A 17,156-nucleotide genomic window follows, 5' to 3' on the forward strand; every position below is an offset into this window, starting at 1 on the left:
AGTGATGGAACGGTAAACACGGATCGGTTCTACCGCGAGCATGCCGTGCGCCGCGGCGCGCTCCGAGCGGCCAAGACCGGCAGATCCTCGACACATCCAGCCCGGTCCGTCCGAGTTTTGCGTAGTCCCTCGGAACCCTCCTCAGGGCACTCTACTACAGTTCGGAACGAGGGCTTCCAGCCCTGCCAAGGGGCGGCGGTGAAGGTGACCACCGCTGCCACGCGGCCTCCTGGTCGATGGCGTATGAGTTGCGGCGTGCCGGGGGCGAGCGGCAGATGCAGCCCGTGAACCCACTGGGGTAGATGCGGCACTATGCTGGATGCTTCGCCCTCCAGCCCGGTGCATACAGGAATGCTACCAGGTCCGCTCCGACGAAGGCCCAGAGTTGACCTCGCTTGACCCCCGCCGGAGGATCGATCCCGAGGCGCCTTCCTGGCGCGGCGCGGATCCGGTAGTCCTCGCCCGGCCTCCGGCTCTCGCATGCCCCCGTCGATCACGCCTCCCTCCGTCGCCCAGCGCCTCGCGCGTGCCCTCGATGTGCTCGTGCCGGCGCTCGACATCGTCGAGGCCCGCGTCGACGAGGGGCCGCCGCCGGCCTGGTGCGAGGCGCGGGGCTGGACGGGCTTCCTCCTGTCGCTCTCCGACGCCGAGCTCGCCCGCTGCGAGGCCGGCGGGCTCGCGGCGTGCATCGACGGCCTCGAGGGCGCGCCCCCGAGCCTCGTGGCCCTGGCGCGGGCCGCGGACGAGGCCGCAAGGCTGCCTCGGCGGCCGGTCCAGCCGCTCCCGCCGGCGTCGCTGGACGAGCTCCGGGCGGTGCCCGCGCGCAAGCGGCTCCAGCTGGAGGCCCTGCTCGGCGCCGTGGCCCCCATGGCCGCGCGCGCCCGCCGCCTGGTCGACGTCGGCGCGGGGCACGGCCACTTCACCCGCCTGGCCGCCGCGCGCTTCGAGCGGGACGCGATCGGCCTGGAGCGCGAGCCCGACCGCGTGGCCACCGCCTCCGCGCTGGCCGCCGGGGGGCGGGCGCGCTTCGTGGCGTTCGACGCCTTCGAGCAGGCGCTGGCGTTCGCTCCGGACGACCTGGCGGTCGGCCTGCACGCCTGCGGCGAGCTCGGGGACCGCACGGTGACGGCGGCGGCCGAGGCGCCCTGCGATCTGGCGCTCGTCTCGTGCTGCCTGCAAAAGATCGGCGCGCCGGCGCGCGCCCCGCTCTCGGCCGCGGCCAGGGCGGCGGGGCTCGTCCTTCGGCGCGAGGCGCTGGGGCTCACCAACCTGACGGCGCGCCCGGCGGGGGTCGAGGCCAGCCTGGACGAGGAGCTTCTGGCCCGCGAACGGCGGCACGCGCTGCTGTCGCTGCTGCGCGGCCGCGGGCTCGACGTCGCCCTGGGCGAGGAGATGCGCGGGATCAACCGGCGGCGCGCGCACGGCGGGCTGCGCGAGCTCGCGGCGAGGGCGCTCGCGCTGCGGGGCCTCGGCCCGGCGACCGAGGCCGAGCTCCGCGAGCGCGAGGTCGCGGCGCGCGCGGCGTTCGGCCAGATGCGCCGGCTCACGCTGCCGCGCGCGCTCCTGGCCCGGCTCACGGAGGTCGCGGTCGCGCTGGATCGCGCGATGGCCCTCGGCGAGCGCGGGCACGAGGTCGAGGCGGCCATCGTGTTCGAGCCCGAGGTGACGCCGAGGAACGTCGCGATCTTCGCGAGCGCCCGGCTGGGAGGTCTCGGCGGCTGAGGCGGCCCCGCGTGGGCCGCGTGGGCCGCTCGCCAGCACCCCTGCGGATCGGGTGCTTCCCTGGCAACAGCGCCTCGCGGCAGCCCCTGGATTCCAAGCGTTTCGTGGAATGGCACGCACGGTGCACATCACGGCGCCATGCAAAGACGTCAGTTCTTGGGAGGCGCCGCTGCGGCGGTGTCGGCAGCGCTTCTGGCAGGCAGGGCCCGGGCCGCCGGGCCCAGCGTGATCCGCGTCGGGGTGCCCGGCGTCGGTGTGGGCAATCGCCCCGTCACCGGAGGAAGCTTCTTCTCCCTCTTGCACCTCCAGGGGACCCTGGCCGAGGAGTTCAAGAAGGACGGCATCGAGGTGAAGTGGAGCTTCTTCCGCGGCGCCGGCCCCGCCGTGAACGAGGCGGTCGCGAACAACCTGCTCGACATCTGGACCCACGGTCACCTGCCTTCCGTCGTCGGTCGGGCGAGCGGCCTCAAGACGCGGCTCCTGGCCAGCGCCAGCCGGCGCGGACACGCCTACCTCGTGGTGCCCGCCGACTCGCCGATCACCGGCGTCAAGGATCTGCGCGGCAAGAAGGTGGCCTTCCAGAAGGGCACGGCCTCGCAGCTGTCCGCGAACCGGATCCTCGAGGGCCACGGGCTGAGCGAGAAGGACATCCGGTCCATCAGCATGGATGCCTCCACCGCGAAGGCGGCGATCGCCACGAAGGACATCGACGCGGTGTTCGGCGGCACGGACTACCTCTCGCTGCGCGACCAGGGGATCGGGAAGGTCGTCTACACGACGAAGGGGGATTCCCCGACCTACCCGAGCAATTCAGGCATCATCGCGCGGGAGGACTTCATCAATGAATACCCCGACGTCGTGCAGAAGATCATCACGCTCGCGGTGAAGTCCGCGGCGTGGCTCGCGGATGAGAAGAACCGCACGCAGGCATTCCAGCTCTGGTCGAAGTCCGGCACGCCCTTCGCGAACTACAAGGAAGCGCAGCAGGGCGAGGACATGAAGCAGAACGCCAGCCCGCTGCTCGACGAGTACGCCATCGCCCGGTACAAGTCGGCGGTCGCCGACTCGAAGAAGTACGGCCTGATCAGGAGCACGTTCGAGGTCGAGCCCTGGACCGATCGGCGCTTCCTCAACCGGGCGCTGAAGGACACCGGACTCGAGCGCTTCTGGGCCGAGTGGGACGCGAACGGCAAGCCGAAGGGCTGACGGCCCGGGCTTCCGGCTGACCGGGGCCGATCTGGAAGAGATCGATCGACTGGCGCCGCTCCAGGCCCGCTGAGCGAAGAGGAATCCATGGCCGTTTCGACATCCACGTTGCGTGTTCAGGCTGCCGTCGAGCAGCTCGGGTCCGGTGGCATGGTGATCCTCGTCGACGACGAGGCGCGCGAGGACGAGGGAGATCTCGTCGTCCTGGCAGAGCGCGCGACGCCGGCCGCCATCAATTTCATGGCGACCCACGGCCGGGGGCTGATCTGCCTCGCCCTCGCCGAGGACCAGGTGGACCGCCTCGGACTGCCGCTCATGGCGACCCGGCCCGGCGAGCGCCGGTCGACGGCGTTCACGGTGAGCATCGAGGCGCGCGAGGGCGTCACGACCGGGATCAGCGCTCGCGACCGGGCGCGCACCGTCGCCGCCGCCATCGCGCCGGACGCGTCGCCGCGGGACGTGGTGTCGCCAGGGCACGTGTTCCCGCTGCGGGCGCGCCGCGATGGGGTGTTCGAGCGCGAGGGGCACACCGAGGGCGCGGTCGACCTGGCGCGGCTCGCCGGGGCGCTGCCGGCCGCCGTCATCTGCGAGATCCTGAACGACGACGGGACGATGGCGCGCCGCCGGGACCTCGCGCGCTTCGGGGCGCGGCAGGGGCTGCCGCTCGTCTCCATCGACGACCTCATCCGCCACCGGGTGCGGAGCGAGGACGTCGCCGCGCGCGTCCGGAGCGCCCCGTTCCGGCCCGCAGGCCTGAGCGGCGAGTGGCGGGCGCACACGTACACGCTACGTCGCGAGAGGCAGCTGCTCCTCCTGACGCACGGCGCGCCGGCGCACGCCGGCGACCCCGCCATCGTGTACACCCACCGCGCCGCGCTCGTCTCGGACCTCCTCGGCGACGCCCATCTCTTCGACGCCCTGCGAGACATCGAGGCCGCCGGCGCCGGCGCGGTCGTCTATGTGCCCCCGCCGGCCGAGCCGACATCGGCGGGAGCCGACGTCACCCTGGGGCTCGAGCTCGCCGTGGCCGCGCGCGAGCTCGTGGCGCTCGGGGTTCGCCGGGCGACGCTGCTCGACTCGAGGGCGCCCTGGCCCGACGGGCCGAAGAAGGAGATCGACCTCGAGACGGGCGAGCCTGTGACGCAGCTGGGGGGCCCCGGCGCGCCGCCGCCGCGGCGCGGGCGGGCAGCGATTTCGGGGCATGGCAGCACCTCGTCGGTGATCCAACCCAGCGTGGATGTCTCCGTTGTGAGCTAGAGCGACAAACGGGTTGAAACCACGAGAAAAAGCAAGAATTTCACAGGGAGACGGGGAGGCGGGGAGCGAGAGACGGCAAGAGGGAGAAATTCATTTTTTTTTCTTCCTCCCCGCCTCCCCGCCTCCCTGTGAAAATTCTCCGGGTTTCAACGTGCTCGGTGTTCTAGGCTCTGCCCGATGACCCGCCGCTCCGCTCGATCCATCGGTCGATCTCGAGGGGAAGGACCATGAGCGGGCAGAAGCTCATCCCGGAGCTCGACGTGGCGGATCTCGACGCCTCGCTCGGCTTTTACGTTGGTGTCATCGGCTGCACGCTGCGGTACGAGAGGCCCGAGGAGCGATTTGCCTTCATCGACCTCGAGGGCGCGCAGCTCATGCTGCAGGAGGCGGCGGGGCCGGGCCGCAGGTTCCGCACCGCACCGCTGGAGCATCCTTACGGACGCGGCGTCAATTTTCAGATCGAGGTCTCCGACGTCACGCCGCTGTACGAGCGCGTGCGCGCAGGCGGCTTCCAGATCGTGATCCCCTTCGAGGAGAGGTGGTACCGCGAGGGCGACACGGAGCTCGGCAACCGCCAGTTCGTCGTCGCCGACCCCGACGGCTATCTCCTGAGGTTCTTCACCGACCTGGGCCAGCGCCCTCTGCGCTCTTGATCGCTCTCTCCGCGTGTCAGAAATCCGGCCATGGATCTGTCGCGCGAGCGAAGAGAGATTGCGCTGCGGGGGTCGACGTGGACCAGGAGGAGGCGGACGACATGGCCACACGCCATGGGGTCGTGGCGCCGAACCTGAGCAAGGGCGGCCCTCCGCCCCCGCGCGCTCGAGAGGCCCTCTCCGTCGCCGCCTCCGCCGACCCCCGCCACGCCGGCGTCCCGGCATCGGACGCCTGACGGGCGACCTCGACAGGATTGGCACTGTATAGTAGACAACATGCCATGGCAGATCCTGATTCAATCGGTGTGCCGCCGGATGGGGAGGAGTTCGAGCTCCCCGATCCCATCCCGGCGGAGGGTGTTGATGCTCGATGTCGCACGATCGAGATCGTCAAAGGTCCGCAGCTCGGAGTCCTGGCGGTCATCACCGAGGCGTCTGCGGGAGCGACGCGCACGTGGACCCATGTCGGCCCGGGTTGGGAGCACGCCTGTCAGCTCGCGCGGAGCACCACATGAGCCTCGCGTATCCGGCCGGGCTGCACGTGGATCGGAACTCGCTCGGCCCCGGGCGACTCGAGTCGATGGCCTGGCACGTGGAGCGGCCGCACCTGGCCCCGCGGTGCCTGCCCCTGGCGGGGGTCGACGCCGACGGGCAACGCAGCCTGATCTGGGTGAACCACGACCAGGCTGCGCCGGACGGCGCGATGAAGGAGCGCTGGTTCGCGGTCCCGTCCGAGGTCCCCGCGGTGCGCCTCGAGCTCGACAGGGTGTCGCTCCCGTCCGGGGTCGGGAGCTCCGGCGCGTTCCAGCTCCAGATCCTGGACGCGGTGGGCTCCTCCGTCCTGATGTCGGCGTCGTTCACGCCCACGAGCTCCCCGACGGACTGCATCACGCCATCGCTCGCGGTCACCGCGGGGCTGTCGTACCGCGCGCGGGTCGTCGTTCGCAGCGGCGCGACGCAGGCCACGTTCCTGTGCGGCAGGCTCCGCATTCGCCCGGTGGACGCCACGGGGGTCCTCTACCCCGACTTCTACCGTCTGGACGTGCACCCGGCGCTGCTCCACGGCTCCAGCGAGGCGGGGTACGAAAAGCTCACTGCCTGGCGCAACCCTCGACATCTCCAGATGTCCAACCTGGCGTATTACGCGTTGTCCACCGACGCCGACGTCTTTGACGTCGAGTATTACGACACGGTGAACCGACGAAACGGAAACCGGTCGTATCCGTCCGTCTGGGCCGACGGCGAGCCCATCGATCCGGTGCTCCCCGTGGCGTGGAACTCGACCACGTTCAGCAGGGTGAGCGTTCCGGCCGCACGCAGCGCCGTGCCGCGCAAGATCAGAGTCTATTCTGGTCCTCAGATGGCATCACCGTACACGGCGTCGCTGGTCGCCATCCGTGGCGAGAACATCGGCGTTTTCCCTGGTGGGATCTACGTGCCAGGCGCATCGATCTTCGATGTCACACCTCCCCGGGCTCGCGTGATCATCGCCATCGTCGATTCGAAGGGCGCGGGCGCGTACACCGCGTTCTCTGGCATGACGTCGTGGCAGCTCCAGATGCAACGCAAGGGCCTCGAGTTCATGACCCAAGGCAGCGGTGGGGATGGCCTCGTGCATCTTACCGGGACGGCGACGCCTTCCGTTGCTGCGTGCCGCGCGCTCGCCAGAAAGATTCTGGCGAACCGTCCCGACGAGGTGATTGTCCAGATCGGAAGGAACGACTTCGCCAACCAGAAGACGACGGCCGCGAACTTGGTTCAGTTCAAGGTCGACCTCGCGAACGCGATCAAAGAGGCCGATCCGCGCGTGGTGGTGCGCGCCATGACCTACACGCGCGAGGTGACCGAGAACGACGTCGCCGGCACGTCCTGGGACTCGCAGCGCGATGCGGAGGCTGCGGCGGTCGCCGCGCTCGCTCCGTGGGGCGAGGTGATCCATGCCGATTCCGCGTGGACGGCGGAGGCGGCGGCTGCGCACAACGCGGCGGACACCGTTCATCCCAACGAAAAAGGGCAGGAGAAGATGACGGCGATATGCGCCGGGGACGCCTTCCCGTTCAGCCCGAACCATCTTCCGGGGCTCTTTACCTGGGTCAAAGCCGGGTTTGACCTCCCCGGTGGAGCCGTGACCGGGACGCCCACCGGGTTCGGCTCCGCACCGCCTGCCCTGACCGCTGCCGGCACGTCGACGGTCACTGGCTTGCTGCATGTCGAGATGGTCCTGGGGGGGCCGCGCGGTACCGCGAGGTTCGACTGGAGCGTCCACGGCGGTGGCGTGTGGGCAGAGAATCATGTCCTGGTGCCGTCGAGCGGCGTTGTTGCGCTTGGTACGACCGGGATCACGCTCACGTTCCCTTCTGCCACGTACAGCAACCTGCATTATTGGAGGTTGCCGCTCGGGATTGGCCAGGCCGTTGACCGGAGCGGGAACTCGAGGCACTGGACGATCCAGTTCCCAGGGAGCCCCGCAGCGTTCGAGATCGACGGCCTCAACCACGCACCGGCAATCTCGTTTTCTAACATCCTGCAGCAGTATCGACTGAACGGGATTTCTCTCGCCGCGCCTTATGCCCTGTTCGCCGTGTTCAAGAAGAACTCCACGGCTCTCGGTGCCATTATCGGAAGGACGAGCGCTAGCTCAGGGGCGCTGCTCTACAACAACACGGCCACCTCTTTGGCCTTCAGCGACGGCGCGGTGACCAGACAGGTCGCCGGGTACAACCCGCTCGTGGCGCACGCCGTGGGCGTGATCGTGAATGGGGCCAGCTCAGCGATCCTCATCGACGGCGCTTCGACCACGGTGTCGCTGAACAATGTGACGGTGACCGGGCTTACGCTCGGCGGAGACAGCCAGAGCAGCTTCCCGCATGACGGCACCATCCTGGAGGCGCTCGCGGTCTCCGGCGTCCCCTCGGCGAGCGCGGTCAGGAACCTGTTCCGCCGCTTCCGGCACGAGTACAGCACCCCGTGACGGCGGCGTCTGGCAGACTGTTTGCTCTTTTCCGCGTGGCTCGAGCGTGTCCGCGTGGTCAGCATCTCCGGGCCGCTGCAGACCCGCGCGCAGCAGCACATTGGACGCGCGGAGCTATGGATAGCTGACGGTGATCTCGGCGAGGAAGGTCCTGCCGTTCTGCCGGCTCGTGGCCGAGAGGTAGCTCTCCGCGGCCGGGTAGTCGTACCGCGTGTCCATCGCGTTGTAGATGCCGATCACATAGCGGCTGTGGAAGCGCTGGAGCTCCCCGGACACCGTGAGGTCCGCGACGATCGCGCCCGCGGTCTCGTCGGCCGAGCTGCGGCCGATGCGCCGGGGCGCCTCCAGGTTGATCCGGAGCGCCGCGGCGGCGAGCCGCTCCACCACCGGGACGACGCCGCGAAACGACGCGAGGTGCTCCGGCGCGTTGATCAGCCGCTCGCCGCGCCTGAGCTCGCCGCGCTGGTAGCCGTACGTCGCCGCGAGCATCCAGCCCTGGCGCCACTCGCGGCGGAGCTCGACATCACACCCCGCCACGAACGCGTCTCGACGGCTGTTCACGTAGCGCACCACGCCGGGCACGCCGGGCCTGTCCTGGGCGGAGGTGATCCGGTCCGACAGCTTGCTCGCGTGAACGGCGCCGAGCGCCGTCCAGTCGTCGCCGAGGCGCTGCGAGTACTCGATCTCGGCGGATGCGATGGACTCCGGCTTGAGCACGAGGCCGCGCTCGGGGTCGACGGCGGGCACCTGCGTCTTGCCGTCGGTGTAGAACTGCTCGGAGATGCTCGGGGCGCGGAAGGCGCGCCCGCCCATGATCTTCAGGACCCCTCCCGGCGCGGGCCGGAGGATGACCGCGGCGCGCGGCACGACGATCGGCGCGAACGTGCTGTAGACGTCGAGGCGCGCGCCCCACGAGAGGCGGACCCACGGGGCCGGCGAGCTGTCGAGGATGAGGTAGCCGGCGCCGAAGCGGTACGGCACGGGCTTCGTGTGCGCGCGGCCGTCCGCGAGCACGCTGCTCAGCGTCGCCTCGGAGTGCTCCTGCACCTCGCCGCCGCCGGTGACCCTCAGCCAGGGGAGCGGCGTCCACGCCGCCCTGAGCTCGCCGCCCAGCCAGGTGCCGTGCTGCTGCTCGAAGATCGTCCCCTCCTCGAACGCGTAGGCGCCGTGCCAGACGAAGCGGTTCACGTGGGCGCGCGCCATGAGCTGAAGGTCGGGCGTGAGCCGCGGCTCGAAGCGCACCTCGGCCATCATGTGCGCGTCCTCGTAGCTCGTCCCGAGGTCGTTGAGCCGCGTGCCCACGTAGCCGATCGGGACGAGCTGCTCGCGCGCGTGGTACATCCACTGCGCCGTGAACGGCCCGTACCAGGCGCGCCCGGACGTGCCGCCGGCCCGGAAGGTCTCGGCGCGCTCGGCGATCTGCACGCGCCGGCCCTCGCCGGGATCCCGCAGCGCCACCGGGACGTCGAACCCGTCGGAGCGCGCGCCGGAGACGCTCGCCTGCACGCCCGCGTCCCTGCGGGCGTTGTAGTGGAACCCGGCGCGCGCGTGGCCCACGCCGTCGTAGTAGGTGCCGGCCGCCACGTGCGCGCTCGTGGGCTCGTCGCGCCCGCGCGGGACGAGGTTGACGATGCCCGAGAGCGCGCCCGTGCCGTAGAGCAGCGAGCCAGGGCCGCGGACGACCTCGATGTGATCCACGTCGTGGAGGTCGTCGCGCGCGTCGGAGCCGACGAACGAGGCGTTCAGCACGTTGTCGTTCGTCGAGTGGCCGTCGGAGAGGACGAGGAGCCGGTTGCCGTAGTCGAGCGGCTCGCCGAGCCCGCGGATCCCCGCCGAGTAGACGACGTGATCGTTCGAGAGGTAGATGCCGCGCGTGCCGCGCAGCGCCTCGGCGATGGTCGGGTACCCGAAGGCGCGCAGCTCGTGCTGCTCGATGACGCTGATGGATGCGGGCGCGTCCTCGAGGCGCTCGAGGACGCGCGAGGCCGACGACACCTCCCGGAGCGGCGCCAGCGTGACGTCGCGCAGCTCCGCCTGCTGGCCGGCCGTCACGTCGATCGTCCGCTCGACGGGGGCGAAGCCCCGCAGGCTGACGCGGACGCGGCGCCGGCCCACGGGGACGCCCTGGATCACCGACGGCGTGAAGCCCATGGGGCGGCCGTCGATCTCGACGAGGGCGTCGGGCTCGTCGGCGCGCACGAGGATCGAGCCGGTGAGCGGGCTGAGCGTCGCCGTGATCGGCACCGTCTCGTGCGCGGCGACGGTCAGCGGCTGCGGCGCCGCCTCGAAGCCCGGGCGCGAGAAATGGAGCACGTGGCGGCCCGGCGGCAGATCGAGATCGCACGGGGCGGTGCAGGCGGGCGGGGCGCCGTCGTGATCGACGTGCACCGTGGCCTCGCTCGCGCCGCGCACGTCCACCCGCACGGTGCCGACGATGCGGCGGAGCACGATGAGGACCTCCTTGCTCTGCCCCAGCTTCACCGGGACGTCGTCCACGGCCACGGGCTCGTAGCCCGCGAGCTCGACGAGGATCCGGTAGCGCCCCTCGGACATGGCGAGCCGGCGCGGCGCGGTGCCGCGCGCGCCGAGGTCCTTGCGATCGACGTAGATCCTGGCCCCCGGCGGCGACGTGACGATCTGGAGCACGGCCACGCGCGGCGCGATCCGCTGGAGCGCGGCCTGGAGCTCGGCGACGACCTCCGGGTCGGCCTCGCCCTCGAGCGCGTCGTCGTAGTACCGGTGCGCGTCCGCGAAGCGGCCCAGCTCCTCGTAGGTGAGCGCGATGTTGAAGACGACGTTGCGGTTCGGTACGAGCCGGTTCGACGCGAGGAAGTGCTCGAGGGCCGTCTGGAACTGCCCCTGCTTGTAGAGGTCGCGGCCCAGGTCGAAGTGGAGGTCGGCCTCGTCGGCCTGGCCCTCGCCGTCGGCGCGGGCGGCGGGGGCCTGGAGCAGGGCGCCCGCGAGGAGGGGCACCGCGGCGAGCCTCCACCGGCGAGCGCGCGTGCTCGAGGGCGCTCGACGCATGCCGCTAGCGGTGCTCGCGCAGGCGCGTCGCCTTCGTCGGCGCCGGCTCGCTGCTGGCCGGGTACGGCGACGACGGCGCGAGCACCGCGCGCGGGCGGCCCGCCCTCGCCGAGCCGAGCGGCGCGAGCGCGGCGCCGGCCGTGGCGAACCCGCTCGCCGCGGCGGCCGCCGCTGTGGGCGGCGAGGCGACCTCCGACGGCGAGAGGGACGAAGGCCCGGGATCCTCGCTCGAGGGCGCGGGAGGCTCGTCCTGCGCCGGCGCGACCTGCGAGGCCGCCTCGACGGCGGGCGGCGCGCCCGCGGCCGGCGCCGCGCCGCGCCCGAGCCACGCGGTCGCCGCAATGCCCCCGAGGAGCGCGACGAGCGCCGCCGCCGCGAGGGGCGCGATCAGGCTTCGCCGGCGCCGCCCCTGCGGATCCCCCGAGGCGACGCGCTCGCCCCGTCTGGACGGCGCCGCCGTCGGCGCCAGCGACTCGTCCGGGGGCAACGCGTGCACGGAGGGAGGTCCGGCAGCCGACGTCTGCACGGGCGGCACCGACGGCGAGGCCGCCGCGGTGAGCGTGAGAGGAACGACCGACACCCGCGCGGGCGGCACCGACGGCGAGGCCGTGGCGGTGAGCGTGAGCGGCGCGACGGACACCCGCGCAGGCGGCATCGATGGCGAGGCCGCCGTCGCGAAGGAGGGTGGAGCGACGGACGCCTGCGTGGGCGGCATCGAGGAGGCGCGCTCCTTCGCCTGCTCGCCCAAGCTGTGCCGGGACCCGCGCGTGGGGCCGATCGGCCCGGTCAGGGTCTCGGCTTCCTCGTCGATGGCGCGCGGGCGATCCGGCGGCGGCGGCGCGTCGACGGCCTCGTTCCCCATCGCCCTGCGCAGGATGCGCGCCACCGTCTGGCGCGCGGACTCCGACGCGAGCGGCTCGAGCAGCGTGGCCAGCTCGGCGATCGTCTGGGGACGGCGCGCTGGATCCTTCTCGAGGCACATCAGGATGATCCACTCGAGCGCGAGCGGGATCTCCGGCCGGTGGCTGCGCGGGGGCACGGGCACGTCGGTCACGATGCTCACGAACAGCGCCGAGACGGACTCGGTCTCGAACGGCAGCCGTCCCGTCAGGAGCTGATAGAGCGTCATGCCGAGCGCCCAGATGTCGCTGCGGGCGTCCACCGTCCGGGTGCTGCGGATGTGCTCCGGGGACATGTAGCGGGGAGAGCCGAGCACCACGGCGGATGCGGTCAGCTGGGCGTTCAAGCCGAGCACGCCCTCCTCGGACGCCTTCGAGATGCCGAAGTCGAGCACCTTGATCAGGGTCGAGCCGTCCTTGCGGCTCGCGAGGAAGAGGTTGCCCGGCTTGAGGTCGCGGTGGACGATCCCGAGCGAGTGCGCCTCGGCGAGCGCCTCGCAGGCCTCGATCACGTAGCTGACCGCCTGCTCCACGGGCAGCGGGCCCCGCGATTCGAGCAGCGCCTCCAGATCGATGCCATTCAGGTACTCCATCACGAAATAGGGCAGATCGTCGTCGGTCTGCCCCACATCGATGACGCGGGCGATGTGCTCGCTGGCGATCGCCGCCGCGGCCTGCGCCTCCCGGAAGAAGCGCTCCGTGGCGCCGGGCGTGGTGCGCCCCTCGGGCAGCAGGAACTTCAGCGCGACGCGGTGGCGCAGCGAGATGTGGTGCGCCGCGACGACGATCCCCATGCCGCCGCGGCCGAGCACGCGCTCGACGCGGTACTTGCCGCCGACGACATCCCCGACGCGCGGAATCCTGCGCCATGAAGCCGGTTCCGCCGCGTCCGAGCCTGCGTGGGCCATCGGCCGTCAGTATACACCAGCACCTCTGGGACCCGGCACAATCTCAGCCGTCCGCCGGCGCCGTGTGTGATACGCCCGCTCCCAGCCCCACCCGCGCTGTCGGGCGGCGATCCAGGCGGGGTGTGGCGCCGCGCGCTCGCAGCAGCGGTGGCGCGGCGAGCGGTGGCGGACGCGGCAGGGGGCGCGCGAGCCGGCGGGGCCGGCCGAAATACGCCGAGCGGGCTCCGGCATTGCGCACCGCGTGGTGGTTCGTCTTCCGTGGATGACGCGCATTGCTATGCTGGCCACCGGTCTCTCAGCGAGGTCTCATCGTGAATGAATTCACCGTGATAGGCCCCCTCCTCGGCGGCGCGCTCATCGGCGTGGGGGCGTCTCTCCTGCTGCTCTTCAACGGGAGGGTCGCTGGCGTCAGCGGCATCGTCGGAGGGCTGCTCTTCCGGAAGCCAGGAGATACCGCCTGGCGCGCGGCGTTCGTCGCGGGCCTCCTCGTCGGCGGCCTCGCGCTCGTCGCCGCGCATCCGGTCGCCTTCCCCTCGGCGGGGGGCGGAGGCTCGCTCGGCCTCGTGATCGTGGCGGGGTTGCTCGTCGGCTGGGGCGCGCGGCTCGGCAACGGGTGCACGAGCGGTCATGGAGTCTGCGGCCTCAGCCGTCTGTCGGTCCGGTCGCTCGTCGCCACGCTGACGTTCATCGCGACCGCGGCCATCACGGTGTATGTCAGCCGGCACCTGCTCGGGGGGGCGCGATGAAGCAGGGCGCAGCGGCGTTCCTCGCCGGCTTGCTGTTCGCCGTGGGGCTCGGCGTCTCCGGCATGACCCAGCCGTCCAGGGTCATCGGCTTCCTCGACGTGGCCGGCGGCTGGGACCCGAGCCTCGCGTTCGTGATGGCCGGCGCGGTCTCCGTGCACTTCCTGGCCTACCGCGTCCTTCGCTGGCGGCGGCGCGGGGGCGGCGCCGACGCGGCCGGCCCCGCCCGCGCGCCGCGGTTTCCCCTCCTGGCCGACCGCGCGGACGTCCCGACCCGCGCCGACATCGACGCGCGCCTCGTCGCTGGCGCCGCGCTGTTCGGCGTCGGCTGGGGTCTCGCCGGGTACTGCCCGGGGCCGGCGCTCGTCTCGCTGGCGACCGGATCGCGCGCCGTGCTCGCGTTCGTCGCGGCGATGGCCGCCGGCATGGCGATCGAGCGTCTCGCCTCGGCCAGGGCGAGGGGCGAAACAAGCGAGCAGACGACCGAATGAACGGCAAGTAAAACAACGCTTGTGACGGGCGGAACGGCGCACGACGCGCGTCGCGCCGGACGGAACATCGTGTGTCGCGCCGGGCGCCGAGCGTCACGGGTGCGCCGCGAGCCGAGCGGGATCTGCAGGCCAGAGCAGGCGGCGCGCGTTGTCGCGGTAGATCTTCTGCAGCACGGGCGCGGGCAGGTGCATACCGTAGATCCTCCAGGACCCCTGGCGGCCGTTCGCGGCCTCGGTGTCGAAGTAGTCGTCCTCGGTCTCGAGGAAGCGCGCATAGACCTCGTAGCCCGCCGTCTTGGCGCTCTTGAGGTCGGTGCCGAAGAGCACGCGATCCTGGTAGCGCACGAAGAAGCGGTGCGCCGCGCGCGGCTGCCGGCCCAGCTCGCTGATGCTGGCCGACATGTCGACTTGCAGATTGGGGAAGCGATCGAGCCAGCCCGCGAGCTGCTTCAGGTCTTCGGACGAGCTGGCCATGTGCGCGCCCACGAAGGTGACGTCGGGGTGGCGTTCGATCACGCGGTTGCGCTCCTCGAAGAGCCGCGCGCGGGTTGGAAAGCGCGTCCGGTCTGCGAACGACCAGCTCGGGAACTCGTGCAGCTCGTGCCAGCGCTCGTTCTTCGCGTCCAGCGGGGCGAAGAACGCCGCCGGGTCGGCCACGTGCCAGAGCACGGGCCGGCGGTGGCGCGCGCACGTGCGCCAGACCGGCTCGAGCTCCGGGCTGTCGAGCGCGACGCGCCGGCCCTCGGGCGTGCGCACCGTGAGCCCGAGCTCCTTGAAGATCTTCAATCCCTTGGCCCCGGCCTCGAAGTCGGTCGCGAGCTGCGCGGCCACACGCTCGCCCCAGCCCGGCGCGCCCACGAGCGTGAGGTCGAGGTTGGCATAGGTCAGAAAGCGCCCCGGATAGGCGCGGTCGAAGCGCTCGAGCTCGCGCACCAGGCGCTTGCCCGAGGAGCCATCGAGGTTGACCAGGGTCTCGACGTGGAACGCGTCCATGCGCGCGACCTCGGCCGCCACGTCCACGACACGGTGCAGGTGGGTGTGGACATCGATGGCGGGCACGGCCAGGTGGGTGATCGCGGTGCGCTCGAGCGCCAGAAGCGGTACGGGCTGCCAGTCCGCGAGCCGCAGCGCCCCGATGTCGGCGGGCCGCGACGGCGCCGCGCACGGCGCTGCCGGGCCGTGAGCGCACGCGGCTGGCAGGAGGAGAACGAGCATGAGCGCTGCGATGTCCGCGCTGGACATGAAGCGACCTCTGGACGCGAGCATGACGGAGCATAGCGCGCAGGAGGCGGCTCTCGGCATGATATGCTGCGGAGCGCAGGTGGACGGAAAGGGGGCAACGTGCTTCGACTTCACTCAACGCTTGGCTACGCGGTGCTCATGGTTGCGGCGTGCGGCAACGATGTGTACGAGCCGGGCGCGACGGGTGGTGCTGCCGGCAATGGCGCTGGCGCCACCGGTGGCGCCAGCGGCACCGGCGGATCCGTCGCGAACAGCGGCGAGGGCGGCGCCGTCGGCTCGGCGGAAACGGTCGGCGCCGGCGGCGACCCGGGCGGCAGCGGAGGCAGCGTCGCGGGCGGGGGCATGGACGGTGCGGCCGACCCGTGTGGGGCAGCGTTACCGATCACGTGTGGCGATCGTTTGAATCACAGCACGACGAGCCAGGGGCGCGCGAACGTGTGGACGGCCTACAGCCGGACCGCTCGTGCCGAATCGGGGCGTGAGACGGTCTATGCCTTCTCCTCGACGACCGAGTGCATGGTGGTCGCAAAGCTCGAGAACCTCGCGACGGACCTGGATCTCCTGCTGCTGTCCGCCTGCGACCCCATCCGGTCGAACGAGATGGTTTCCTCGACCCCGCTGGATCTACAGACGGTCGAGACCGTGAGCTGGACGAGCGCGCCAGGCCAGACATCCTACCTGGTGGTGGACGGCTATGCCGGGGCCGAAGGCAGCTACACCCTCTCGGTCGACTGCGCGTGTCGATGATCTGACCGCTCCCATCGCGCCGGTCCTGCCCGTCGCGCGGCGATCCGCGAAGCGCTCCTCGGCTAGCGGGAGGGCGCTCCCCCGGCGGCCGCGTCGGCACGCACCGGCGAGAGGTGCCTCTCTGCGCTCATCTTGCGGATGCAATGGCCGAGGGCAGCCCGAAGGTTCTGCTGGGTGTTGATCTGCGAGAGGTCGAGCCCCAGCGCGACCATCGTCTGGGCGACGTTCGGCTTGATGCCCGCCACGATGCCCTCTGCGCCGAGAAGCCGGATCGCGGTGACGAGCTCGATGAGGTGGCTCGCGACCTGCGTGTCCACCATCTCGACGCCGGTGAGATCCAGGATGGCGAAACGCGCCTGCTTCTCGACGATGCGCCCGAGCAGGCTCTCCATGATATCGGCCGTCCGCACGCTGTCCATGATGCCCACCATCGGGAGCGTGAGCACGCCGCTCCACACCTCGATGATGGGCATCGACAAGGTGCGGATCACCTGCCGCTGGTTCTCGATCTGCTGGAGCTGCGACCGGAGCTCTGCCTCGGCGTTCTTCGCCTCTGTGACGTTGAGCGAGATCCCGAGCACCCCCTCGATGTCGCCTGTGTCTCCCCGGAACGGCACGACCCAGCTCTCCCAGTGATAGCCGTGCACCTCCTCGTAGGAGTGAGTCTGCTCTCCGACGAGCGAACGCCGCACGCTGTCGGTGATCGGGTAGCCTTTGTACAGCTCGAAGACGCTCATCCCGACGAACTGGTTCGGCTCGATGTTGCACTGCCTGAGGCCCTTGCCTTCGCTGAACAGCAGGACTCCCTCCCGGTCGGTCGTCCAGATGCCGATGGACACGTGCTCGGCGAGGTGGTCCAGGACGCGCGCCTTGAGGTTGCTCCGCGGGCTCGCCTCCGGGGTGCGGGTGAGGACGCCACGGAGCGAGCCGTACACCGCGTCGCCCGACGGCGACCGGGTCGCGCTGCACGCGAGCGTCCTGCGGCCGCCGTGCGCGTCGCGGAAGCACACGGCCAGCTGCACGGGATCGCCGGACGCCCGCAGCCGGCCCCAGGCGGCCTCGAACGAGCTGGCATCGGCCTCGTCGTCGACGAGCGATGCGAGCGTTGCCCCCCGCGCCGCGACCGGCCCCAGGGCGCGCTCCAGGGCGCCGCTGATCCGCCGCAGCCGGCCATCCAGCTCTGCCACGAACAGCATGTCGGGACAGGACGAGAAGAACGCCTGGAGCGAGTCTACAGGAGATTCCGGGTCTGCCACATGACCTCCCGCCCTAGGGCCGGCAACATCCCATGGT

13 protein-coding genes are annotated in these 17,156 nt (G+C 71.3%); 9 read left to right on the forward strand and 4 right to left on the reverse strand.

Translation table 11 applies throughout. The annotated features are described in order from the left end of the window. Positions 1 to 480: 480 nt before the first annotated feature. The 6 genes from WMF11_RS12735 (at position 481) to WMF11_RS12760 (ending at position 7,809) form a co-directional block, all read left to right on the forward strand. Positions 481 to 1,722 (forward strand): methyltransferase, encoded by a 1,242-nt coding sequence (locus WMF11_RS12735; protein WP_437977670.1) that lies wholly within the window; start codon positions 481 to 483, stop codon positions 1,720 to 1,722. 138 nt (positions 1,723 to 1,860) lie between these two features. Beyond that, positions 1,861 to 2,928 carry an ABC transporter substrate-binding protein gene (locus WMF11_RS12740; protein WP_437977671.1) on the forward strand — a complete coding sequence of 356 codons (1,068 nt, stop codon included), beginning with the start codon at positions 1,861 to 1,863 and terminating at the stop codon, positions 2,926 to 2,928. Between the two features lie 87 nt (positions 2,929 to 3,015). Then, positions 3,016 to 4,185: a 3,4-dihydroxy-2-butanone-4-phosphate synthase gene (gene ribB, locus WMF11_RS12745; protein WP_437977672.1), complete on the forward strand. Its 1,170-nt coding sequence runs from the start codon at positions 3,016 to 3,018 to the stop codon at positions 4,183 to 4,185. Between the two features lie 227 nt (positions 4,186 to 4,412). Then, positions 4,413 to 4,838: a bleomycin resistance protein gene (locus WMF11_RS12750; RefSeq protein WP_437908656.1), complete on the forward strand. Its 426-nt coding sequence runs from the start codon at positions 4,413 to 4,415 to the stop codon at positions 4,836 to 4,838. A gap of 101 nt (positions 4,839 to 4,939) precedes the next feature. Then, positions 4,940 to 5,074: a hypothetical protein gene (locus WMF11_RS12755; protein ID WP_437908657.1), complete on the forward strand. Its 135-nt coding sequence runs from the start codon at positions 4,940 to 4,942 to the stop codon at positions 5,072 to 5,074. 509 nt (positions 5,075 to 5,583) lie between these two features. Beyond that, complete coding sequence (locus tag WMF11_RS12760; RefSeq protein WP_437977673.1) at positions 5,584 to 7,809, forward strand: SGNH/GDSL hydrolase family protein; 2,226 nt, start codon at positions 5,584 to 5,586, stop codon at positions 7,807 to 7,809. Between the two features lie 114 nt (positions 7,810 to 7,923). Here the strand turns inward: WMF11_RS12760 and WMF11_RS12765 are convergent, their stop codons facing one another. Together WMF11_RS12765 and WMF11_RS12770 are read right to left on the reverse strand one after the other, a co-directional pair. Beyond that, the gene (locus WMF11_RS12765) at positions 7,924 to 10,782 is read right to left on the reverse strand and encodes a TonB-dependent receptor domain-containing protein (RefSeq protein WP_437977674.1); all 2,859 of its coding nucleotides are present in this window, start codon (positions 10,780 to 10,782) and stop codon (positions 7,924 to 7,926) included. Positions 10,783 to 10,837: 55 nt separating this feature from the next. After that, positions 10,838 to 12,640 carry a protein kinase domain-containing protein gene (locus WMF11_RS12770; RefSeq protein WP_437977675.1) on the reverse strand — a complete coding sequence of 601 codons (1,803 nt, stop codon included), beginning with the start codon at positions 12,638 to 12,640 and terminating at the stop codon, positions 10,838 to 10,840. A 311-nt stretch (positions 12,641 to 12,951) separates the two neighbouring features. On the opposite strand from WMF11_RS12770, the gene WMF11_RS12775 reads away from it, so the two are divergent. Together WMF11_RS12775 and WMF11_RS12780 are read left to right on the forward strand one after the other, a co-directional pair. Further along, positions 12,952 to 13,386, forward strand: a complete 435-nt coding sequence (locus WMF11_RS12775) for a YeeE/YedE family protein (RefSeq protein WP_437977676.1) — start codon at positions 12,952 to 12,954, stop codon at positions 13,384 to 13,386. Next, a complete protein-coding gene (locus WMF11_RS12780) occupies positions 13,383 to 13,874 on the forward strand; it encodes a DUF6691 family protein (RefSeq protein ID WP_437977677.1) in 492 nt (163 codons plus the stop codon). The genes WMF11_RS12775 and WMF11_RS12780 overlap by 4 nt, the downstream gene beginning before the upstream one ends. A gap of 93 nt (positions 13,875 to 13,967) precedes the next feature. Here WMF11_RS12780 and WMF11_RS12785 read toward each other — a convergent pair whose 3' ends face one another. After that, positions 13,968 to 15,116, reverse strand: coding sequence for an amidohydrolase family protein (locus tag WMF11_RS12785; protein WP_437977678.1), 1,149 nt, complete (start codon positions 15,114 to 15,116; stop codon positions 13,968 to 13,970). Positions 15,117 to 15,179: 63 nt separating this feature from the next. On the opposite strand from WMF11_RS12785, the gene WMF11_RS12790 reads away from it, so the two are divergent. Beyond that, positions 15,180 to 15,863, forward strand: coding sequence for a hypothetical protein (locus WMF11_RS12790; RefSeq protein WP_437977679.1), 684 nt, complete (start codon positions 15,180 to 15,182; stop codon positions 15,861 to 15,863). 62 nt (positions 15,864 to 15,925) lie between these two features. Here WMF11_RS12790 and WMF11_RS12795 read toward each other — a convergent pair whose 3' ends face one another. Beyond that, positions 15,926 to 17,119: a PAS domain-containing protein gene (locus tag WMF11_RS12795; protein ID WP_437908667.1), complete on the reverse strand. Its 1,194-nt coding sequence runs from the start codon at positions 17,117 to 17,119 to the stop codon at positions 15,926 to 15,928. Positions 17,120 to 17,156: the final 37 nt, after the last annotated feature.

The sequence above is a fragment of the Sorangium sp. So ce295 genome, assembly GCF_051527405.1.
In the GTDB taxonomy this organism is placed as follows: Bacteria; Myxococcota_A; Polyangia; order Polyangiales; family Polyangiaceae; genus Sorangium; species Sorangium cellulosum_B.

Excerpts from the sequence above, each read along its gene's own strand:
- WMF11_RS12735 (WP_437977670.1), top strand. The coding sequence starts at position 481 with ATGCCCCCGTCGATCACGCCTCCCTCCGTCGCCCAGCGCCTCGCGCGT.
- WMF11_RS12740 (WP_437977671.1), top strand. The coding sequence starts at position 1,861 with ATGCAAAGACGTCAGTTCTTGGGAGGCGCCGCTGCGGCGGTGTCGGCA.
- ribB (WP_437977672.1), top strand. The coding sequence starts at position 3,016 with ATGGCCGTTTCGACATCCACGTTGCGTGTTCAGGCTGCCGTCGAGCAG.
- WMF11_RS12750 (WP_437908656.1), top strand. The coding sequence starts at position 4,413 with ATGAGCGGGCAGAAGCTCATCCCGGAGCTCGACGTGGCGGATCTCGAC.
- WMF11_RS12755 (WP_437908657.1), top strand. The coding sequence starts at position 4,940 with ATGGCCACACGCCATGGGGTCGTGGCGCCGAACCTGAGCAAGGGCGGC.
- WMF11_RS12770 (WP_437977675.1), bottom strand. The coding sequence starts at position 12,640 with ATGGCCCACGCAGGCTCGGACGCGGCGGAACCGGCTTCATGGCGCAGG.
- WMF11_RS12780 (WP_437977677.1), top strand. The coding sequence starts at position 13,383 with ATGAAGCAGGGCGCAGCGGCGTTCCTCGCCGGCTTGCTGTTCGCCGTG.
- WMF11_RS12785 (WP_437977678.1), bottom strand. The coding sequence starts at position 15,116 with ATGTCCAGCGCGGACATCGCAGCGCTCATGCTCGTTCTCCTCCTGCCA.
- WMF11_RS12790 (WP_437977679.1), top strand. The coding sequence starts at position 15,180 with ATGCTGCGGAGCGCAGGTGGACGGAAAGGGGGCAACGTGCTTCGACTT.